Raw genomic sequence first — 17,644 nt, 5'->3', positions numbered from 1 at the left:
CCTAGCGTTGAAAGTATTAGGATATTTTAGTGCCATTTTCTACTTGTTCATCTGGTGCTAATAGAACGACATCGTCCTCCCCTGGCATACCGCCAAGAACTAACACTTCTGATTTAAATCCGGCAATCCTTCGCGGTGGGAAATTAACAACCGCTACAACCTGTCTACCAATTAGCACTTCCGGATTATAGCGCTTCGTAATTTGAGCAGATGAATGCTTCACCCCTAATTCTCCAAAATCAATTGCTAATTTTATCGCAGGTTTTCGTGCTTCTGGAAATGCTTCTGCTTCTATAACAGTACCAATGCGAAAATCAAGCTTCATAAAATCTTCAATCGTTGCCATGTTCATTTTCCCTCCTAAAAATAGCGATAGCCCCATGCGCAAAATAAATTCGTACATAGAGGCTGAAAGAACAAAGTTGGTATCTTCTATTATTACTATTGTACTTGCTCTTATACGAAAGTAAAAGTTTTTTACATGAATACGAAACAAACAGGTATAGTTTCCAGTTATTAACAGACAATACCTTTATTAACATAGTAAAGGAGTGATGGTATGTTTCACCATATGAAAGCACTACATTACAAGGCGAAGCCCTCTCAACCTGATCCTGTCTACGCAAAAAAACTCCAGGAAATATTAGGCGGGCAATTTGGTGAGATAAGTGTCATGATGCAATACTTATTTCAAGGCTGGAACTGTCGCGCCGAAGCAAAATACAAGGATATGATTTTAGACATTGGTACCGAAGAGATTGGCCATGTCGAGATGATTGCGACCATGATTGCCCAACTACTAGACGGTGCACCAGCCAACGTTCAAGAAGAGGTCGCAGGACAGAATCCTGCTGTGGAAGCCGTTCTTGGTGGTATGAATCCACAGCATGCCATTGTTTCTGGCTTAGGCGCTACCCCAACCGATAGTGTAGGCTACCCATGGACATCACGTTACATTGTGGCGAGTGGTAATTTACTAGCAGATTTTCGATCCAATCTAAATGCAGAATCACAAGGTCGCTTACAAGTAGCACGTCTCTATGAGATGACGACAGATCCAGGTGTTCGTGATATGCTATCCTTCCTACTCGCTCGCGACACGATGCATCAGAACCAATGGATGGCCGCTATTGAAGAACTAGAACAAACAGAGAAACCAATTGTACCAAGTACTTTCCCACAAAACTTAGAAGTACAAGAGGTATCCTATAAATTCATGAGTTTTTCAGAAGGCGAAGACAGTGCCCAAGGTAGATGGGCTAGTGGTGAAAGTATGGATAAGCAAGCAACGATTGAATATGTCGCGAATCCCGAACCAATGGGAGAGATGCCTACGCTAAACCCAGCACCTGCCTATATTCACAACACGCCAATACCTGGAAAAATACCGCCATCTGCAGATCAATCACACTTTGATCAACAAGGTCCTGTCATGTAATTGTAATAACCCCAACCTTCCACTGAACTACACCTCCCATACTTAGATGGTCTAACTATTAGGGTGCAGTTCACAATTGAGGCTGGGGTTTTCTATTCATCTAGTCATTGAGTATGTATCCTTTATTTTCTCGGTAAAGTATTATATCCTAGTAATTGTCTATGAATTAAATTTAAGGGGGATTTACCTTGACGATGAAAAAAGCTTTAACCCTTGCTGGTTCTGATACTAGTGGTGGTGCAGGTATTCAAGCAGATTTGAAGACATTCCAAGAACATAACGTTTATGGGATGAATGCGCTAACCTCTATTGTGACCATGGAACCAAATGGTTGGAATCATAATGTAACAACTATTGATGTAGATATTGTAGAAAAACAATTGGATACAGTTCTGTCTGTTGGTGTGGATGCCATGAAGTCAGGTATGCTTGGTACTGTTGATGTTATTCAGCTTGGTGCTAAAAAGATTAAGGAGCATGCTATTGAGAAATATGTACTAGATCCAGTAATGGTATGTAAAGGGGAAGATGAATTACTTCTACCTGAAAATACGGATGCGATGCGTGAGGTATTACTGCCATTATCACTTGTAACAACACCAAACCTTTTTGAAGCATGGCAACTTGCTCAAACTTCTGGTCCAATCAAAACGATTGATGGCATGAAGGAAGCTGCTGTTAAAATCCATGAACTTGGTGCTAAAAACGTTGTCATTAAAGGTGGAAGAGCAATTGAGCATGAAAAAGCAGTCGACTTATTCTATGACGGTAAAGACTTCACACTATTAGAAAGCGACAAGATTGATACCACCTACAACCATGGGGCCGGATGTACATTTGCAGCAGCAATTACTGCTAATCTAGCTAACGGACAATCTGTTGTTGATGCCGTAACAAATGCGAAGAAGTTCGTTTCAGCAGCGATTAAACATGGCTGGAAGCTAAATGAATATGTTGGTCCAGTTATGCACGGGGCTTATAATAAAAAGTAATTCAAATAGATAGCATGGAATAAGGTAGTTAATCCCTATTCCATGTTTTTTCATGTAGCATTTCATATTAGTAAGGAACTGGATAGGCCCAAGCTTCACATTTTACTTCGAACTTATTTCCTCCTCTAAGAATGGCTAATGACACAATAGAATTCACCGTTTTTTCATTTACTAAGCGTTCAAATGACTCATAACCATCCACTGCTTCTCCATCAATTCCGGTTATACTATCACCTGCTTTTATTCCTGCGATATCAGCATTAGATCCTTCTTTAACGTGTAGAACCTTTGTACCAATCCCATCAAGATTCGACGCATGGATAATGCCAATCCAAGTTCTCCACAAATTTTTCCGATTATCTATCCCTTTTTCATATACAAGCTTAAGATTTTCTAAAAACTGACCAGTACCAAATAGCATATTTTCTTTAGATGCCATTTCCAATTTATCCATGAACGATGCTTGATATTCAATACTTACTTTGATCCCATTTTCAACCTCTTGTAGCGATGTAATGGTTTTAAAATCACCATCAGGACTTTGTAGTACAAAATACTTCCTGTCAACTATTTCTGAGAATATTCCTTCTGATTCAACTCCCCAACCATGATTCATATACCCTTTTCCACCAACACGAAAATCAAGTTTAGCTTCTTTTGTGTACCAACGATTTAGATGCTCTGGTTTTGTTAAGGCATCCCACACTTTTGCAAGTGGTGCGTTGATAACAATTTCACGTTTTACGGAATCCTTACTCTTGTTCATCTCGAATTTCTCCTTTTTCCACATAGTTTTTTAAACTTACGAGTTTATCATCAAGTAGATCTCCGATGTACTGAAGCATTTCGTTATAGGCAGTTTGTAGCATATCAAGATTTAAGGTGTAAAGACGAAACTTGCCACTTAGCTCTTCTGCTATCAACTTCTCTTCCAACAGAATTGTTAAGTGCTTCTTTATGGCAGGCTGTGAGATAGGAAAAGCCTCCACTATTTCTTTTTGTGTCAGATGCCCTTTTTTAAGCATGCTTAATATACCCCGCCTCGTCGGATCACCTAATGCTCGATAGAAATCTGGCATCGTCATCCCTCACTTTTCGTATAACCAAATGGTTATATATAATATACCTACTGCCCTTACTACTAGTCAATTGTTTTTATGAAAATTTGTCATTCTTTTATCACAAGACGAATTCTTCATAACATGCTATCCTAGTAATAATCAAAAAATGATAAAGGAGTTTACTAATGAAGAAAATTATCTACATCATGATGTTAATCGCTATCCTAGTTCTTTCTGGATGCTCATTTTTAGAAGAAACCGAGAACACAATAAATTACGCAACTGAAACTACGGAATACCTAAATACGCTAAGTACATTTGCAGAAGAAACCTCTACCCTGGTGAATGAAGGAGCTACATCGATAGAAGATATAGAAGGTAGGTTAACGGAATTAGAGCTAACCATCGAGGAATTTAATACGATTGAGGTACCAGCACTTGCTGACAGTCTTCATCAAGATATCGTTACACAAAACGAAAAACTACTGGATACCATTAATTCCATTCAAGAAAATGGCGACGTCGCTCTAGACGAATTACGAAACACCAATTTATACCAAACAATTGAAAGCATTACAAACTTTAAAAACCAGATTGAACAATTGGGATTTGAGTAATAGAAAAACATACTAAGGTTAGTAGGTAAGGTCATCGACGGGTGACTTTACCACTAATCTTAGTATGTTTAATTGTTTCTACTATTAATATAGGACTGTTCTTCTTCAGCACTTAATACACCAGTTGCTTTACCAACCGTACCGCCTTGTAGTGTCCAAATTGCATTATGATCATCATCTGCCGTGGAGAAATCCCCTTGCTGCCACTTTTCCAAAATTTCCCGGTACACGTCCTCGTGTTCTAATTCAACGACTTCCAAACTCTCTAGTAACCAATTAATCCGCTCAGGGTGAATACCATAAAAACCCCACTTTTCTTCCGCTTCTACTTTTTGGTGTGACATTCCGTGAATATACTCTTGATAAATCGTATCGGTTAAATCAGTAGCATCACCAGGATGTCCAAATGGATTTAATCCCTCTTCACTAAATGCAGCAATATCCGCTTCGGTAACACTTCCTTGTACCATTTCTCGCTGCTCTTCTAAATTACTTTGTTGTTCCGCATTTGCTACTTCTTCCTTACTCGTTTCCTGTGGTTCTTCATTAAACCAGCTATACACTTTCCAACCACCGTACCCAATCATTAATACAACTGCAGTAAGAATTACGATAAGTAAAGCTTTTTTCATAATAACCTCCTCCACTAAGTACTATATGTACAACCCTACTCAAAAAATTCCATATGTAGCTTATCCTGCTTATAATACGTTAGTCTATCGCTTAGGGTTCCCGTATGTAACTCAAACTTATGGCCATCTGGATCGGTAAAATAAATGGACTGTTTATCGCGAATATCCCGTTCTCTCCCTGAAAGAATGTTTACATTTAACTCCATTAGCTTTTGATACCAATCATCAAAAACATCTTCCTCAATTGTGAAGGCAATATGCGTATAAGAATGCTGAATCTCATTTCTTGGAATATCCTTTTCCTCATTTAAGGCCAACCATAAACCAGCTAGATCAAAATATGCCGTGCTCCTACCTTTTACTAATAATTTCGCGTTAAAAACACGTTGATAGAACACGATTGACTCCTCTAAATCGGAGACAGAAAATAGTAAATGGTTAAGTCCTCCTAGCTTCATTCCCTTACCTTCCTTCTGATGTCCTTAGCATCGTAATAAATTTTACATCCTCTCGGTAAAATTCATCCTTTTTACGAAAGTTAAATCGTTTATACAGCTGTATAGCACGCTTATTAAAATCGGCAACGGTTAAACGAATAGACCCATCATATTCTAGTTCAATGTTCTGTAGGACTAGTTGTAAAAAATTCTTACCCAGCCCTTTTCCCGTTAAATCCGGCCTCATCCCAAAACCGATATCGATACAGTCATCTTGATATGCCCCAATCCGATTACCAGCAGGTACTTGAGCTGTATTCCCGGTACAATAAAAACCGATTACATCATGGTTGGCATCAATAATTACTCTATATGCATCACGCGTTAATTCCAGAATTGCCTCGCCAGATAATACATTATTATAGAAATCATATGGTTCATCATATTTCCAACTCAGAATATCAACCGCGTATTTTTGCGTTATATTTGTTGTAGTCCAGTTCATTTATTTCCCTCTATTCTACCTATTCCTAAAGAAATAGTGTCATATACTCTTCATCAAAATATACATTCTTCATCTTTAAAGCTTTCTCTTCAAGGCCATAGGTTTCAAAACCTATTTTAGTATAAAGCGCTTTTGCTTCATCATTAATGGAGACTACCGTTAAGTTTAGCTTCACAACATCACCAAGTTCCTTTGCTTTCGAAATGGCCGCTTCCATTAACGCTTTTCCAATCCCATTTCCACGTTTAGTCGGCGTTACATACATGCCAACTATAGTTGCTTTATGCTTTAGCTTTTCCTTATTTTCAGGAACCATCGTGACGACGCCAACCAATTTTTCTTCTTCAAAAGCACCGAAAGTATACGACTCACCGGATTCTATGCTTTTCTTATATGCTTCTTCTGGATTTGCTCCAGTCATTAGCTCCTCATAGGTTGTCGCAAAGGCTTCTGGATTTTCTGTTAGTGCCTCTTTGCGAAGTAAAAAGTACTGTATAGCATCTTTTGGTTCTAGCAATCTAATCATTTGGATTCCCCCAAATTTATCCTAATCTAGTAAGTTATGAAGACTGTTTATTTATTCTACCCACTCTATTTAACTATTCCACAAAATTTGCAATTTTCCTTTATTTTTCTTGTCTTTTTCGAAAGATTTCCTTCTTTTTCCCAAAAGACAAAACAAAAAAAGCCCTATCCTATCGAAAATAAGAATATGGCACTTAATTATAGTTTATTAACAATACATATGGCGGAGAAGGTGGGATTCGAACCCACGCAGGCGCAAACCTCTAATGCATTTCGAGTGCATCCCCTTATAACCACTTGGGTACTTCTCCGTGGAAAAGGATGCTGGTGAGAGGACTCGAACCTCCGACCCCTTCATTACGAGTGAAGTGCACTACCAGCTGTGCTACACCAGCAAAAAGGATAACTAAATTTCACATAGAAATAATACGCCTTTTTCGTATTTCATTCAAGCTAAATAGCTCATGAAAAAGACCCCTTAATCATTTTCAAAGGGTCTATCAATTATACTCAAATAATATATTTCCTTCCTGATCCACAACATCAAATGTAATCGAGTACGAATCAGTCAGTTTCTCTGGTAGTATATCAACGAAAACATGCTTATTATTTATCTCCACCTTATTTTGATAGAGCTGATCACCTTGTGGATTTCGAACCTCATACGCTACTTCTTCTGCACTTGGATAATGGAATATACCACCCCAGACTAAATAAATCGCATTATTTGGACTCTCTGTGATTGTATCGACGGTAATGAATTCCGATTTCTTACTAATATCAACTGGGATCGAGTTATCACTTCCTGTTATTAAGTCATACCGATTTAATCCATTCTTCTCATAGCTACTACGACAGACCATAAAGTCACCTTTGCCATCTTTCGTTAAAAATATGACCACACCGACCTCATCATTTTGATACAATATTTCTGGATTATCGTATGCACCGTATTTACTTTGACCGATTGCACCTTGTAGTGTTTCCGAGGAACATCCCGCCAAGGCCATTACAATAAAGATTAGAATTACCAATACCCTTTTCATATTCCCCTCCCTGATAATCAGGGCTATAGTTTGCCCACGTATTCTAATTTGTAAGTACTATCATTCCTCTCAAACCTTTTTTAAACCACACCTTAAGCATTTTTAATAGAATTGAATCATCGTCAAATATTGAAAGTAATCGACTTCGCCATTTCAAATAGGCAGATTAATGAAATTATTCCTCTTTTATATAGACGGATTAGAAGACATAAAAGTTTCAAATTATTGGAAAGAAAAAAAGCCCAACTGGGTGCCCGCAAAATTCATTTAGGGAACACCACCAATTGGGACTTTTCCTTTAATTTAAAAATCGTAAAAACGCTCCGGGTTATTCAAGAAATCTCTTGTTAGTTTTACATACTCCACCTCATAAAACGCTATAGGCTTTATCACTTCATCCTCAATGACATAAATTTCTGCGTTGGGTATTGCCATTAAAATCGGAGAATGTGTTGCTATAATAAATTGCCCATTTTCCTCTAGCCTTTTCGTAAAATTAATGAAATCATTCGCTCGAAAAAAGAAACCCTTTCTTGTTTTAATGGACCACGTTAATTTCAATGCATTACCTAATACACGAGCTGAAGCTAGTCCACTATCGGAATCAATATTTTCCCCACCAATTAATATGCTTCCAATGTTTGTGGCAAGTGCTTCCAGAAAGGTAGCTGTAGTAATGAATCAGGAGGCTGGGACATAAGTACTTTTGACAAGATAAAATCCGAATTTGCGTGTAATACCCGCTTCGGGAATTTTATCTTTTCATTTTACTTATTTCCCAAGCTCTTTTTTATGGATACAGGTATGAGCAATTCAATTACTAAAAGGCAAATGGTTATAGTTGTATCTTTTTAAATGTTATACTATTTGTACTATTTAGAGCCTGTTATTCTAGGGGGCATTTATATGGATTTAAATCAATTTTCAGCTGTTCAAGTACGAATTGCTAGATGCACGGATAAATCTGAAGAAGTAATCAATCTTTATGAAGGAGAATCTGATACCACTAGTATGAACTAGCTTGTAGGCTTACTTGTTCTTCCCCTTTTGCTTCATTACACCTTCTTGCCATTTAAAGTAGCCATAAATAATAATTGATTCCAATACAAAGAGCATAAAACGTTGCCAAGGAGTAATTGTATGTAACGTATAAATCCCTAACACATCTTGCATGAGGTAGTGGATTGGAAAAACCGCAAACATGAAGTCTAACACGATATTCGTTATCAGGTAAATCCAAAACCTACGATATGTAAAATAAAATATCCACATAGTAACAACTGGAAACGCTCCAAACAAACCAGAAACGAATAAAGGCTTTAGTACTGGGAATAACATGTCATGAAGGACCCAGTGATCTTGATTTTTCGCATATACATTATAAACAAGCATTAACAATGCTAGCAAAAATCGCAACAGGCATATACCGTTTAATCGCATCTTTTTTCATAAAAAACAGCGTGAGCCAAGGTGCAATCAGAATACCCCATAAGATAACTTGATTTAACATGTCCCTCACCCTTTTATAGTAGGAATATTATTAGATTTTGTATGTTATCACTATATTATTCATCTTGCGCTTTTACCTAAGTAGTATTTTTTCTAAAATAAATACACACCATAAATCCTGTTAGGAATTCACGGTGTGTTTAGTCCATTCACATATAATTGCTAGTTGACCCTTCGTTATTGTTGCCGTAATCGTTCCATTCATTTTTTCCATAAAGGCTTTGGCGATGGACAACCCTAGGCCAGCACCCTTATTGGAACGTGTTTGATCCGCCATGTAAAATCGATCAAAAAAGTGATGGACATCCTCCTGTGTTAAATCCGGTGCATCATTTTTAACTATCAGACGAGTTCTCTTATCCTCTTGTTCGATACTGACGACGATATTTCCTGTAGAATGTGTAATTGCATTTGAAATCAGGTTCTCAATCATTCTCGTCACGGCCGATTCATCACCTATTATGAAGATACTATCTTCAGGGATGGTTACTGCTGGCTCCATATTCCTTTGGTTAAAACGGTCATAAAAACTCATCAATACATCTATCGTTAGATTCTTTAGATTAACGCTTTCCGATTTCAACTGATAATCGTTGGATTCAATAACGGACAACTCAAAGAATTCATTTAACAACGTCTGCAGTCTCCATGCACGCTTTTGAGCTGTCGATAAAAATTCCTGTTTTTCCTCCTCCGTAATGTCATCGGATTGAGACATTTGTATATACCCTAAAATGGATGTCAATGGTGTACGCAAGTCGTGTGACATATTGGCGATAGATTGCTTTAACTCGTTTTCAAAGCGAATCTTCTCGCGTTGTTCTTTGACGTGTAAATCAATTAGCTGATTGATTTCAGCGCCAAGATATTCAATTGCTTCATCAACTAGCGCAACATCGATTTTTTTGTGTGAATGGTTGTTATTGTAGTTGGAAATCTGTATTGCTATTTTTTTCAATTCTTGTTTTATGATAAACAAGCGGGTGAATAAGAAAATAGCTACTAGTGACACAACTATGGATAGATAAAGCATTCTTTTCACCCGCTTTTAATAAGTTATTTAATCTCCTTTTTGTTGAATAGTAAAATTCCACAAAAGGTTATGAAGATAAATGAAATCAATGCGATTAGAATCGATTGCATGATTTCACCATCTGTCATTGACTGCTTGAATACCGCACTAAATTGATGGAAGATAGAATTCTCATAAAGCATAGCTATAATCGGTGCCTTCGGAAGCTTTTCAATAGCAAACATAATAATGGTAAGCAAAATAGAAAAGATAATCGTTTTCCCGCTATCTCCGACTATAACTGCAATCAATAATAGGATAGCTACATACCCTAGAAATTGCAACGTAAACAAGAGATACGCTCTCAGTAAATAGACGATGCTTACTTGATTTAGTATATCCACTTGTCCCACTAAAAGCGCCTCTACTATCCCAACCACTACTGGTAATAAAACCGTAACAACGATTGACCCAAGTGTTAGAACAAGGAGTTTTGATAGATAGATTTGGCTTCTTTTCTTCCCACTCATGACTTGATTTTTAATAACGCCAGTTTGGGAAAACTCAATCGCGATATAAAAGGCTGCCAATGGACTAATAATCAAGTTAAAAAATAGTGGCACTGTAAAGGCAGATAAGGCATTTAGCTCACTTAATCCAGCACCATCAAATACAGTACCTGACATTTGCCACCATCCAGTGATGATAAGGTAATGTAGTAATGCACTTAAACCCGTTACGGTTAAAATCAATACCCAAAACGTACTATTCCGTTGTAATTTATATAATTCTGCTTTCATGAGATTAATCACGATCTGCACCTCCTATTAGGCTGGTAAAATAGCTTTCAAGACTATCGCCATTTTGTGAAAGGTGCTCGATAATAAGTTGATTATCCGTTAAAGCCTTTGAAACCTTTCGTACGTCTTCTAGATATTGATAGAGTTTGATTGTACCATCTGGCATGACTTCAAAATCAGTAGTGGTTAGCTCTTTTTCCAATACGGTTGTTGCTGAAGTTGGCTGATCAACTTTGATTCGTAAATGTTGTCTACATTGGTCATCTAGTTCGTTTGCTGTCAGTTCTTCTAGTAATTTTCCGTTATGAATAATCCCATATTTGGTTGCTAATTGATGTAATTCACTTAAAATATGGCTAGAGATTAATACGGTTAAGCCTTTTTCCTTATTCAATTTTTGAATGAGCTTCCTCAATTCAACTATTCCCATTGGATCTAACCCATTCGTTGGTTCATCTAGAATTAAGAATTCCGGATCGCTTAATAAGGCAATAGCTAGTCCAAGTCTTTGCTTCATGCCAAGCGAAAAGTTTTTCACTTTTTTATTTCCTGTATCGGTTAGCCCAACTAGCTCTAGTGTTTTATCGATGCACGCTTTACCAGGAACCCCTTTTTGTAACCGATGGACTTCTAGGTTTTCCCTCGCAGTCATAGTCGGGAAAAGTGCAGGACTTTCAATGATAGCCCCTATTCTTTTTTGTGCATCCGTTAATGCTTTGGGATTGTCATTTCCAAATAATGCAATAGTGCCTCTTGTTGGAGCTGCTAGCCCTGTTATCAATCGTAATAATGTAGATTTCCCTGCACCATTCTGCCCAATGAAGCCATAAATGTCTCCCTTTTTGATGTTGATATGGATTGCATCAAGTGCGAGGTGATTTCGATATTTTTTAGTAAGTTGATTCGTTGTTAAAATAGATTCACACATACATGTTGTCTCCCTTATTCGGTAATACCATCAGTATGAACTGTAAACCATAAGAAATGCTTAAGACAAACCTTAAGAAAAACTTAAGATTTAAGACGATACCCCATTCCCCAAATCGTTTCGATATACTCTTGTGCCGGATTTGCCTTGGCTAGTTTATTCCGTAGGTTACTCATGTGCACATTTACCGTATTGTCATCTCCGTGAAATGGTTCCTTCCACACGCTTTCGAAAAGATTTGATTTGGAAAAGACTTTTTTAGGCGCTTCCATTAATAGGACTAGAATATCGAATTCGCGAGCAGTCAAGAGTAACTGCACTCCGTTCACATGAACTGATTTTTCCTCGAGATCAATATGGAGGTCCTTATGGATTAACGCACTGTTACGGTCCGTATTGCGATGTTGCTTATATCGTCTTAATACGGAATCAATCCGGGCAGCTACTTCTTCCACATCAAAAGGCTTGGGAATAAAATCATCAGCACCAGCCCGTAAACTTTCTACTTTTGTTTGCTGGGCATTTTTCGCCGAAATGATAATGACCGGAGTAGAAGCTTTTTCCGTGATTTCCACTAGCAGCTCCTCACCGGTCTTGCCAGGAAGCATTAAGTCAAGTAATACTAAATCCCAACGCTGCTTTTCCAAATAAATCATCGCTTCCGTTCCAGAATAGGCAGGTTGGGGCTGATAATTACTTTTCTTGATAATGTTACATAGTAACTGATTAATATCATTGTCATCTTCAACAACTAAAATGTTTATTTGCTCGTTCACTGTTTTTCTCCCTTGACTAAAAAGTTTTCAACAATTGCATTTATCCATTTACATAGCCCATAAATTAACAGGAATGCGTGGTACTTTCACCGAATTGTTATTCGTATAATTCATTAATAGCCCTTCATATTCTAATTGTACGTCAGCCATCTCGACTAAGTCATGTGGCGCTATAAGCGAAAGAGGCTTATCGAATTCAACACGGTTACTTTCCTCTAGAACAGATGCAACAAATTGCGAACAGAAGAAAGCATTTTTTCTAGTTATTGGTTTATTAAACATAACACCGAATAATCCTAGGAAATTATAGCGATAGTCATCCCTTTGTGATTTAATTCCTTCAATATAATACTTCATCCTTCGCTTTTGATCCTCAGTTACGGAAAACGAATAGACCGCACACCTCGCGTGTATAAATAAAGTAGTTGTAACATCCTCTTGAACAAATCCCCCTACAAAAGGGTTGTTTGCTTCTTTCCTTCCAAAGCTATATACCTCTGTTAATTCTTGATCAAAGGCAATCGAGGCGTGATTATAGTCTTTTTTCGTATAAAGCTTTATTATTTTAGTAAGCAAAGTACCTGTATCTGTTAATAGAATATAAACCTTATTTTCGCTCATATTATATCACCTCTTACATTTTCTATAATCAATATACCGAGCAAAACATAAGAAAAGCTTAAAAGAATTCTTAAGAATATCTTAAGTTTTTTGGAATAGTTATGAAGAAAATAAAGTACCTCGAGTGAAACTCGTGGAATTAGGGATTACATGGATAGGGAGAAAAGGGAGAGATTTTATCGTGGCTATTTTTTCGGTCATTGCATTTTCCGCACTTGCAATCACACTATTAGCGTTGGTATTTGCTATTAAGGGTAAGCATCAGCTTTATTGGTTGGCGGCGCTAGGAAACTATATCTTTAGCTTTTTGGCGGGGTTTAGTATCGGACAGTTTACTGTTGGCTTAACTTTTGTGTTTTTAGCTTTAGCTACCGGTTACTCATTCCATTTAATCAAAAAAAGAACACACCTGGAAATTTTTGTTACAATTGGGGTTTTGATTGGTGTGCTCATGATTTTATATGTGGATGATGCATGGCTATTTTTCCCGTTTATCCTTTTCTTTCGTTAAGAAGTATTTTCGATCCCATTTGTACTGCATAAGCCAGAATCTCTCGATGAATGACACTAACGCCTTGATAATATTTCCCAATGTCTATTGGGTTAATCAATTTTCTTCTACTCGCCTCATGCCTACCTTCAAAGTCATGGAACGTGGTAATATCCATTCGGTAAAACATTTGATAGCCGATTATTGGATAAGGGCTATTATCATCCCAAGCTGGATTCTCATGATGGTCGATTTCAACAGAACCTAGGAGACTATTTATGCCTTCCACATATCCTTCTTCGATTACTTCTCTATGAAAGCATTCTTCTGGAGTTTCATGAGGTTCAATATGTCCACCTGGAATATCCCATCCTCGCTGATTTAGATCCACGAGTAGCAATTTTTCATCCGAAAAGCAGAATCCGTGAACACTAGTTACCAATTCTCTAGGTGCAACATAATCTTGTTTCCAGGTTAATTTGACGTTGGATTTTCCCCAGTTGACATGTATAGATGTCATACGATTGCTCCCCCTTATTTTCTCACGACATAAGTAATTGCACTTGTATTAAGCTGGATGTCTCGACCACCTCTATTAATAGAATATTCTAGTGGTCTTACGAGTTTTTTCAGAACTATCCAGCCTCCATATGCCATCTCTAATCTATGGAACATTTCTTCTTTTGTTGCGTTAATCTCCATTTTTACATCAAGCGATTCCTTTGTGTTCTGGTCTATTTCTTCTACTTCAGAATTGATAATGATACAGTTAATTCCATGCTTTTTCGTACCGACGGCCATTCTTTTTAATACATCGTCCAATTGGTCAATCGACTCCACATGCTCCAAGCTCGAGACAGCAACAATAAGATCATATGAATTTTCTGCTATACGAAACTCTTCAATAGATGATCGATGCGTGCTAATCATATCCTCGACTGCAAATTGAGCACTGTACGTCGTTAATTTTTCGATAGCAGATTGTAATAGGTCGACACATACTACTGCTCCAGTCTTCCCATTATCCCGTATCATTTCAGCAATCGGAATACTGTTTCGTCCAACGCCACTTCCTAAGTCAAGGACTTTCATCGTTTCGTAGTCTTCAAAGAAAGGAAATAAATCGATGACCGTTTGAACAGGCTTGTGTAACCATGAACCCGCTTCAAATAATGCATAATTGTCATAGCAATAATCGTGATAGGATTTTTCTTCTAATCGAATTTCCTTGATATTGGCCATAAGATACTTCCTTTCCCTTTCTATCATCTAGCTCCCGTTAACTACTCTTTCCATTACTAAAATATTCGACAAGCATTTACCTTTTTCCTGCAAAAAAACACCTGGTAAGTTATTACACAGGTGTCTGCTTGCAGTTCATTATTTAATTTAAGTCGCCAATATCAATAGCGCTATTTACTTCCGTTTCTTAGTAAGTTCTTCATTCTTTTCTCGTAGAATTTTTGCAACATCAGAACTATTAATCCCATTTCTAACAGCAGCTGAAATCACAAAGTAAAGAATGATAATCGGAATGATATATACCAATAAACTAATGATAAAGTCCATTAAATCACCTCATGTCCTGTTAACGTTAGTACTCATTTACTCATTATAACAAACACATTGCAATACCACATCTATAAATAGGCTGCCCACACCGATCCTTCTCCCCTGTAATAGAATGCTATAGGGGTTTGAAGGGAGGGTAAGACTTCATGAAGAATTTCGAACTTTTTCCCCTTATCGTTTTAGCAGCTGTAATTGCCATCGGACTTATAGTTAACATTTTTCCAAATCAGCCTACTCCACCAGATGAACCAGATAATCCAAGTTCTGGTGAACAAGAAAATGATACCGGGAATAATAATGACGGGGATACTGGTAATGGTGACGAAATCCATTGGGGTGTAGACTCGGCAACATATACGGATGAAGATTTTCTTGGGTGTGTAGTCGAGAATTATGGAGAACCTGAGGTATGGGGACGTTACTTGGGTGAGAAAGAAGGCGTCTCCGCAGGAATCGATGCCGATGAAGCCAACCTACTTCACGACAATGATATTCGTATTCTCGTAATCTATAATCATGTAGAGGATGCGCGAGGGCATGACAATGGTGTTAATCACGCCAACCAGGCGATTGCACTTGCTGGAGAATTAGAAATTCCTGATGGCGTGGCAATTTTCGTTGACATCGAACCTGATTACCCAGTAGATACAGCATTTATAGAAGGATGGTACACAACGCTAGCAGAATCTAACTATGAGCCTGGCGTATATGGCGTATTTGATGAAGAAAGCGAATTGATGAATGCTTATAATGAGATGAACCAAGACGCTCAAGAAAATACAATCGTATGGACAGCATATCCTCAAGGTGAAATCACAACAAAAGAAAACGCACCAGAATATAACCCACAAGGACCAGAAAATGCCAGAGTATATGGATGGCAATACGCGCTACATGGAGAGGCTTGCAACATTGATACTAATCTATTTCAAGACAGCATGCTAGATTTCTTATGGTAGCTTAATAGAGTGGGCTAGGGCGTCCACTCTTTTTTGCTGGTTTTGACGATGCTACAGGCTTATTCACTCACCTTATTTCGCTGCAAAGAAGGTGGACAAGCGTAATTATATGCTTTTATTTTTTTATTAATCTCTTTTACTAGCTTGCGCCGTTCCTTTCCTTCTAATCCAACTAGCTTTTCTTTCAACTGATCAATTTCATTGGCTAGTTCCACCCAGGCTGGCAAAATATGATTATCTTTTAATGTTTTATAGAGCTGTGCTTCGGATGGGTTCGTATAGTTTCGCCCAAGATTTAGTGGCTTTCCTTTACCAGGGAGATTATCGAAATCTCCCGCCGCTTCTGATCGTTTGATGATTTCAGTCATATGGTCGGTATATTGGATTGGCGCTTCCATATGGTACTTTTTCCGCATCCAATCTGGCTTTATAAGAGATAAAACATGTGCATCATGTGATTGATTATGTTGATAAATATAACCTCGTAGTGACCCTTCTCGTGTAAAACCTACTTTTTCTAATAGGCGATTGGAAGCTGTATTTGCTGGAAATGTGATTGCGCCAATTCGATAAATGCTTAACTCCTGGAAGCAATAGTCTAGTACTTTTTCAATCGCTTCGGTTATGATCCCTTTTCGCCAATGATTTGGATGAAGCTCAAATCCAATTTCTGCCCGTTTTTGCTCAGAATTATAGTGGTGAATTCCAATCGTACCAATGAACTCATCTGATTCCCTCACGATAATTCCCCAACGAAAACCGCGTCCTTCCTTAAAAAGGACTTGAAAAGAATCAATTAGATCCGCTGCTTCATCAACGGATTTCAGGCTATCCCGCCCGTAATATTTCGTTACCTCATCACGTGATAAAATCCGGTAAAATGCGTCGGTAAATCGATGATCGATTTCTACTAATTGCAATCTTTTCGTATATAGTACAGGAAACTTATTCATGAACGTTGCTCCTCTCAGCAGCTATTTGACCATGCTACTTGCGAACTCACTTTTCACTACCTATTATTCGATTTTTCATTGCCAAATTCCTGCAAAGCATTCTGTACTAATTCCAGTAATCTGGATCAGCCATCCGCATTTCTTCAACGATATCATCTAAATCTGCTGGAGTAATCAAATAAACAGGGTAATCCTTAGTTGCTTGCTTTGCTTCCTCATAAAAGAAGCGAATACTCCCAGGATATTCATCATCCAACAATAGCAAACAAGCATCACTTTTTTCGACGAGCCATTTATTTTTAGCTCGAAATTGATAAGGACCTTTATATTCTCCATTATAAAGTGGTTGGTAAAAGTCAGCGACCATTGTTAACTCTTCATACTTCAATTTTAAATCCTCGGACCATCGTTCTTCTTGTTTTTCAAACGGAGGGATAATGCCAATTTGGATGTCATATTCCTCCTTTAGTTCTAGCGCTACCTCAGCCGCCCATAGTTCCACACCTTTTTGTCCGGAAATTAATATCCACTCTAGCCCTTCCTCAATAAATCCAATTAGCCTTTTTTCGATTGCAGCTTTTATAATAGCAATCTTCGGGTCATTTTCTTTAAAAATACCGATTTCCGTTGGTTTATACCCCGTAACAGTGAGTACCTTCATATGTACACATCCTATTTTTATTCGTTATATGCTACTATCATTGTTACTTTTATATGTGCTAGCATATAGTATCAACAAATTAAAAGAGGCTAGCATAAGCTAGCCCATAT

The 17,644-nt window shown here is 37.7% G+C and carries 26 protein-coding genes and 2 tRNA genes; 5 read left to right on the top strand and 23 right to left on the bottom strand.

Translation table 11 applies throughout. From position 1 onward, the window contains the following. Window positions 1-16 precede the first annotated feature (16 nt). A complete protein-coding gene (gene csaA / locus JF53_RS15530) occupies window positions 17-346 on the bottom strand; it encodes a chaperone CsaA (protein ID WP_047979800.1) in 330 nt (109 codons plus the stop codon). A 213-nt stretch (window positions 347-559) separates the two neighbouring features. Between csaA and JF53_RS15525 the strand changes: the two genes are divergently transcribed. Together JF53_RS15525 and pdxK are read left to right on the top strand one after the other, a co-directional pair. Continuing rightward, entirely contained in the window at window positions 560-1,438 is an 879-nt protein-coding gene (locus tag JF53_RS15525) for a manganese catalase family protein (RefSeq protein ID WP_047979799.1), read from the top strand. Window positions 1,439-1,632: 194 nt separating this feature from the next. After that, complete coding sequence (pdxK, locus tag JF53_RS15520; RefSeq protein WP_407944466.1) at window positions 1,633-2,430, top strand: pyridoxine/pyridoxal/pyridoxamine kinase; 798 nt, start codon at window positions 1,633-1,635, stop codon at window positions 2,428-2,430. A gap of 67 nt (window positions 2,431-2,497) precedes the next feature. Here the strand turns inward: pdxK and JF53_RS15515 are convergent, their stop codons facing one another. Together JF53_RS15515 and JF53_RS15510 are read right to left on the bottom strand one after the other, a co-directional pair. Further along, a complete protein-coding gene (locus JF53_RS15515; RefSeq protein WP_047979797.1) occupies window positions 2,498-3,196 on the bottom strand; it encodes an SRPBCC domain-containing protein in 699 nt (232 codons plus the stop codon). Continuing rightward, window positions 3,183-3,509, bottom strand: coding sequence for an ArsR/SmtB family transcription factor (locus JF53_RS15510; RefSeq protein WP_053071830.1), 327 nt, complete (start codon window positions 3,507-3,509; stop codon window positions 3,183-3,185). Before JF53_RS15510 ends, JF53_RS15515 begins: the two co-directional genes overlap by 14 nt. A gap of 167 nt (window positions 3,510-3,676) precedes the next feature. Here JF53_RS15510 and JF53_RS15505 point away from each other — a divergent pair, with 167 nt between their 5' ends. Further along, window positions 3,677-4,108, top strand: a complete 432-nt coding sequence (locus JF53_RS15505) for a DUF6376 family protein (protein WP_053071829.1) — start codon at window positions 3,677-3,679, stop codon at window positions 4,106-4,108. Between the two features lie 68 nt (window positions 4,109-4,176). On the opposite strand, the gene JF53_RS15500 is transcribed toward JF53_RS15505, so the two are convergent. The 15 genes from JF53_RS15500 to JF53_RS15435 form a co-directional block, all read right to left on the bottom strand. Continuing rightward, window positions 4,177-4,740 carry a DUF6241 domain-containing protein gene (locus tag JF53_RS15500; RefSeq protein ID WP_053071828.1) on the bottom strand — a complete coding sequence of 188 codons (564 nt, stop codon included), beginning with the start codon at window positions 4,738-4,740 and terminating at the stop codon, window positions 4,177-4,179. Window positions 4,741-4,775: 35 nt separating this feature from the next. Beyond that, entirely contained in the window at window positions 4,776-5,198 is a 423-nt protein-coding gene (gene fosB / locus JF53_RS15495) for a metallothiol transferase FosB (RefSeq protein ID WP_047979795.1), read from the bottom strand. A 4-nt stretch (window positions 5,199-5,202) separates the two neighbouring features. Further along, window positions 5,203-5,682, bottom strand: a complete 480-nt coding sequence (locus JF53_RS15490; RefSeq protein WP_047979794.1) for a GNAT family N-acetyltransferase — start codon at window positions 5,680-5,682, stop codon at window positions 5,203-5,205. A gap of 25 nt (window positions 5,683-5,707) precedes the next feature. Further along, a complete protein-coding gene (locus JF53_RS15485; protein ID WP_047979793.1) occupies window positions 5,708-6,208 on the bottom strand; it encodes a GNAT family N-acetyltransferase in 501 nt (166 codons plus the stop codon). A 220-nt stretch (window positions 6,209-6,428) separates the two neighbouring features. Then, window positions 6,429-6,518: transfer RNA gene (locus tag JF53_RS15480), tRNA-Ser, on the bottom strand. Between the two features lie 11 nt (window positions 6,519-6,529). Then, window positions 6,530-6,602, bottom strand: a tRNA-Thr gene (locus tag JF53_RS15475). 105 nt (window positions 6,603-6,707) lie between these two features. Next, complete coding sequence (locus JF53_RS15470) at window positions 6,708-7,253, bottom strand: hypothetical protein (protein WP_047979792.1); 546 nt, start codon at window positions 7,251-7,253, stop codon at window positions 6,708-6,710. Window positions 7,254-7,556: 303 nt separating this feature from the next. Further along, window positions 7,557-7,814, bottom strand: coding sequence for a hypothetical protein (locus JF53_RS15465; RefSeq protein WP_047979791.1), 258 nt, complete (start codon window positions 7,812-7,814; stop codon window positions 7,557-7,559). Between the two features lie 468 nt (window positions 7,815-8,282). Further along, complete coding sequence (locus tag JF53_RS17910) at window positions 8,283-8,591, bottom strand: hypothetical protein (RefSeq protein WP_236686963.1); 309 nt, start codon at window positions 8,589-8,591, stop codon at window positions 8,283-8,285. Between the two features lie 40 nt (window positions 8,592-8,631). Continuing rightward, window positions 8,632-8,763 (bottom strand): hypothetical protein, encoded by a 132-nt coding sequence (locus tag JF53_RS17980; RefSeq protein ID WP_269083310.1) that lies wholly within the window; start codon window positions 8,761-8,763, stop codon window positions 8,632-8,634. 120 nt (window positions 8,764-8,883) lie between these two features. Further along, window positions 8,884-9,795 carry a sensor histidine kinase gene (locus JF53_RS15455; protein ID WP_047979790.1) on the bottom strand — a complete coding sequence of 304 codons (912 nt, stop codon included), beginning with the start codon at window positions 9,793-9,795 and terminating at the stop codon, window positions 8,884-8,886. 23 nt (window positions 9,796-9,818) lie between these two features. Next, window positions 9,819-10,586: an ABC transporter permease gene (locus JF53_RS15450; RefSeq protein ID WP_047979789.1), complete on the bottom strand. Its 768-nt coding sequence runs from the start codon at window positions 10,584-10,586 to the stop codon at window positions 9,819-9,821. After that, window positions 10,579-11,502 (bottom strand): ABC transporter ATP-binding protein, encoded by a 924-nt coding sequence (locus JF53_RS15445; protein ID WP_047979788.1) that lies wholly within the window; start codon window positions 11,500-11,502, stop codon window positions 10,579-10,581. Before JF53_RS15445 ends, JF53_RS15450 begins: the two co-directional genes overlap by 8 nt. Window positions 11,503-11,585: 83 nt before the next feature. Next, entirely contained in the window at window positions 11,586-12,278 is a 693-nt protein-coding gene (locus JF53_RS15440) for a response regulator transcription factor (protein ID WP_047979787.1), read from the bottom strand. 48 nt (window positions 12,279-12,326) lie between these two features. Then, entirely contained in the window at window positions 12,327-12,899 is a 573-nt protein-coding gene (locus JF53_RS15435; RefSeq protein ID WP_047979786.1) for a hypothetical protein, read from the bottom strand. A 181-nt stretch (window positions 12,900-13,080) separates the two neighbouring features. On the opposite strand from JF53_RS15435, the gene JF53_RS15430 reads away from it, so the two are divergent. Beyond that, the gene (locus tag JF53_RS15430) at window positions 13,081-13,410 is read left to right on the top strand and encodes a hypothetical protein (protein ID WP_047979785.1); all 330 of its coding nucleotides are present in this window, start codon (window positions 13,081-13,083) and stop codon (window positions 13,408-13,410) included. On the opposite strand, the gene JF53_RS15425 is transcribed toward JF53_RS15430, so the two are convergent. The 3 genes from JF53_RS15425 to JF53_RS17590 all read right to left on the bottom strand — a co-directional run bounded on the left by JF53_RS15425 (window position 13,391) and on the right by JF53_RS17590 (window position 14,958). Beyond that, the gene (locus tag JF53_RS15425) at window positions 13,391-13,909 is read right to left on the bottom strand and encodes an NUDIX hydrolase (RefSeq protein ID WP_047979784.1); all 519 of its coding nucleotides are present in this window, start codon (window positions 13,907-13,909) and stop codon (window positions 13,391-13,393) included. The two genes, JF53_RS15430 and JF53_RS15425, sit on opposite strands and share 20 nt — an antisense overlap. Before the next feature lie 14 nt (window positions 13,910-13,923). Continuing rightward, entirely contained in the window at window positions 13,924-14,631 is a 708-nt protein-coding gene (locus tag JF53_RS15420) for a class I SAM-dependent methyltransferase (protein ID WP_047979783.1), read from the bottom strand. Between the two features lie 174 nt (window positions 14,632-14,805). After that, window positions 14,806-14,958, bottom strand: coding sequence for a hypothetical protein (locus tag JF53_RS17590; protein WP_157052544.1), 153 nt, complete (start codon window positions 14,956-14,958; stop codon window positions 14,806-14,808). Between the two features lie 149 nt (window positions 14,959-15,107). On the opposite strand from JF53_RS17590, the gene JF53_RS15415 reads away from it, so the two are divergent. Next, a complete protein-coding gene (locus JF53_RS15415; RefSeq protein WP_047979782.1) occupies window positions 15,108-15,920 on the top strand; it encodes a glycoside hydrolase domain-containing protein in 813 nt (270 codons plus the stop codon). Between the two features lie 59 nt (window positions 15,921-15,979). On the opposite strand, the gene JF53_RS17095 is transcribed toward JF53_RS15415, so the two are convergent. Both JF53_RS17095 and JF53_RS15405 read right to left on the bottom strand, forming a co-directional pair. Further along, entirely contained in the window at window positions 15,980-16,873 is an 894-nt protein-coding gene (locus JF53_RS17095; RefSeq protein WP_064965388.1) for a GNAT family N-acetyltransferase, read from the bottom strand. A gap of 106 nt (window positions 16,874-16,979) precedes the next feature. Continuing rightward, window positions 16,980-17,534, bottom strand: coding sequence for an SLOG family protein (locus tag JF53_RS15405; protein ID WP_047979781.1), 555 nt, complete (start codon window positions 17,532-17,534; stop codon window positions 16,980-16,982). Window positions 17,535-17,644 lie beyond the last annotated feature (110 nt).

Origin of the sequence: Ornithinibacillus contaminans (genome assembly GCF_001038425.2) — a bacterium.
In the GTDB taxonomy this organism is placed as follows: Bacteria; Bacillota; Bacilli; order Bacillales; family Amphibacillaceae; genus Ornithinibacillus; species Ornithinibacillus contaminans.
Note: the sequence above shows the minus strand (reverse complement) of the source record. Positions and strands in the feature narration are given on the sequence as shown.

Bases quoted from the DNA above. Each gene is read 5' to 3' on its own strand.
- csaA (WP_047979800.1), bottom strand. From the start codon at position 346: ATGGCAACGATTGAAGATTTTATGAAGCTTGATTTTCGCATTGGTACT.
- JF53_RS15525 (WP_047979799.1), top strand. From the start codon at position 560: ATGTTTCACCATATGAAAGCACTACATTACAAGGCGAAGCCCTCTCAA.
- pdxK (WP_407944466.1), top strand. From the start codon at position 1,633: ATGAAAAAAGCTTTAACCCTTGCTGGTTCTGATACTAGTGGTGGTGCA.
- JF53_RS15515 (WP_047979797.1), bottom strand. From the start codon at position 3,196: ATGAACAAGAGTAAGGATTCCGTAAAACGTGAAATTGTTATCAACGCA.
- JF53_RS15510 (WP_053071830.1), bottom strand. From the start codon at position 3,509: ATGCCAGATTTCTATCGAGCATTAGGTGATCCGACGAGGCGGGGTATA.
- JF53_RS15505 (WP_053071829.1), top strand. From the start codon at position 3,677: ATGAAGAAAATTATCTACATCATGATGTTAATCGCTATCCTAGTTCTT.
- JF53_RS15500 (WP_053071828.1), bottom strand. From the start codon at position 4,740: ATGAAAAAAGCTTTACTTATCGTAATTCTTACTGCAGTTGTATTAATG.
- fosB (WP_047979795.1), bottom strand. From the start codon at position 5,198: ATGAAGCTAGGAGGACTTAACCATTTACTATTTTCTGTCTCCGATTTA.
- JF53_RS15490 (WP_047979794.1), bottom strand. From the start codon at position 5,682: ATGAACTGGACTACAACAAATATAACGCAAAAATACGCGGTTGATATT.
- JF53_RS15485 (WP_047979793.1), bottom strand. From the start codon at position 6,208: ATGATTAGATTGCTAGAACCAAAAGATGCTATACAGTACTTTTTACTT.
- JF53_RS15470 (WP_047979792.1), bottom strand. From the start codon at position 7,253: ATGAAAAGGGTATTGGTAATTCTAATCTTTATTGTAATGGCCTTGGCG.
- JF53_RS17910 (WP_236686963.1), bottom strand. From the start codon at position 8,591: ATGTTATTCCCAGTACTAAAGCCTTTATTCGTTTCTGGTTTGTTTGGA.
- JF53_RS17980 (WP_269083310.1), bottom strand. From the start codon at position 8,763: ATGTTAAATCAAGTTATCTTATGGGGTATTCTGATTGCACCTTGGCTC.
- JF53_RS15455 (WP_047979790.1), bottom strand. From the start codon at position 9,795: ATGCTTTATCTATCCATAGTTGTGTCACTAGTAGCTATTTTCTTATTC.
- JF53_RS15445 (WP_047979788.1), bottom strand. From the start codon at position 11,502: ATGTGTGAATCTATTTTAACAACGAATCAACTTACTAAAAAATATCGA.
- JF53_RS15435 (WP_047979786.1), bottom strand. From the start codon at position 12,899: ATGAGCGAAAATAAGGTTTATATTCTATTAACAGATACAGGTACTTTG.
- JF53_RS15425 (WP_047979784.1), bottom strand. From the start codon at position 13,909: ATGACATCTATACATGTCAACTGGGGAAAATCCAACGTCAAATTAACC.
- JF53_RS15420 (WP_047979783.1), bottom strand. From the start codon at position 14,631: ATGGCCAATATCAAGGAAATTCGATTAGAAGAAAAATCCTATCACGAT.
- JF53_RS17590 (WP_157052544.1), bottom strand. From the start codon at position 14,958: ATGGACTTTATCATTAGTTTATTGGTATATATCATTCCGATTATCATT.
- JF53_RS15415 (WP_047979782.1), top strand. From the start codon at position 15,108: ATGAAGAATTTCGAACTTTTTCCCCTTATCGTTTTAGCAGCTGTAATT.
- JF53_RS17095 (WP_064965388.1), bottom strand. From the start codon at position 16,873: ATGAATAAGTTTCCTGTACTATATACGAAAAGATTGCAATTAGTAGAA.
- JF53_RS15405 (WP_047979781.1), bottom strand. From the start codon at position 17,534: ATGAAGGTACTCACTGTTACGGGGTATAAACCAACGGAAATCGGTATT.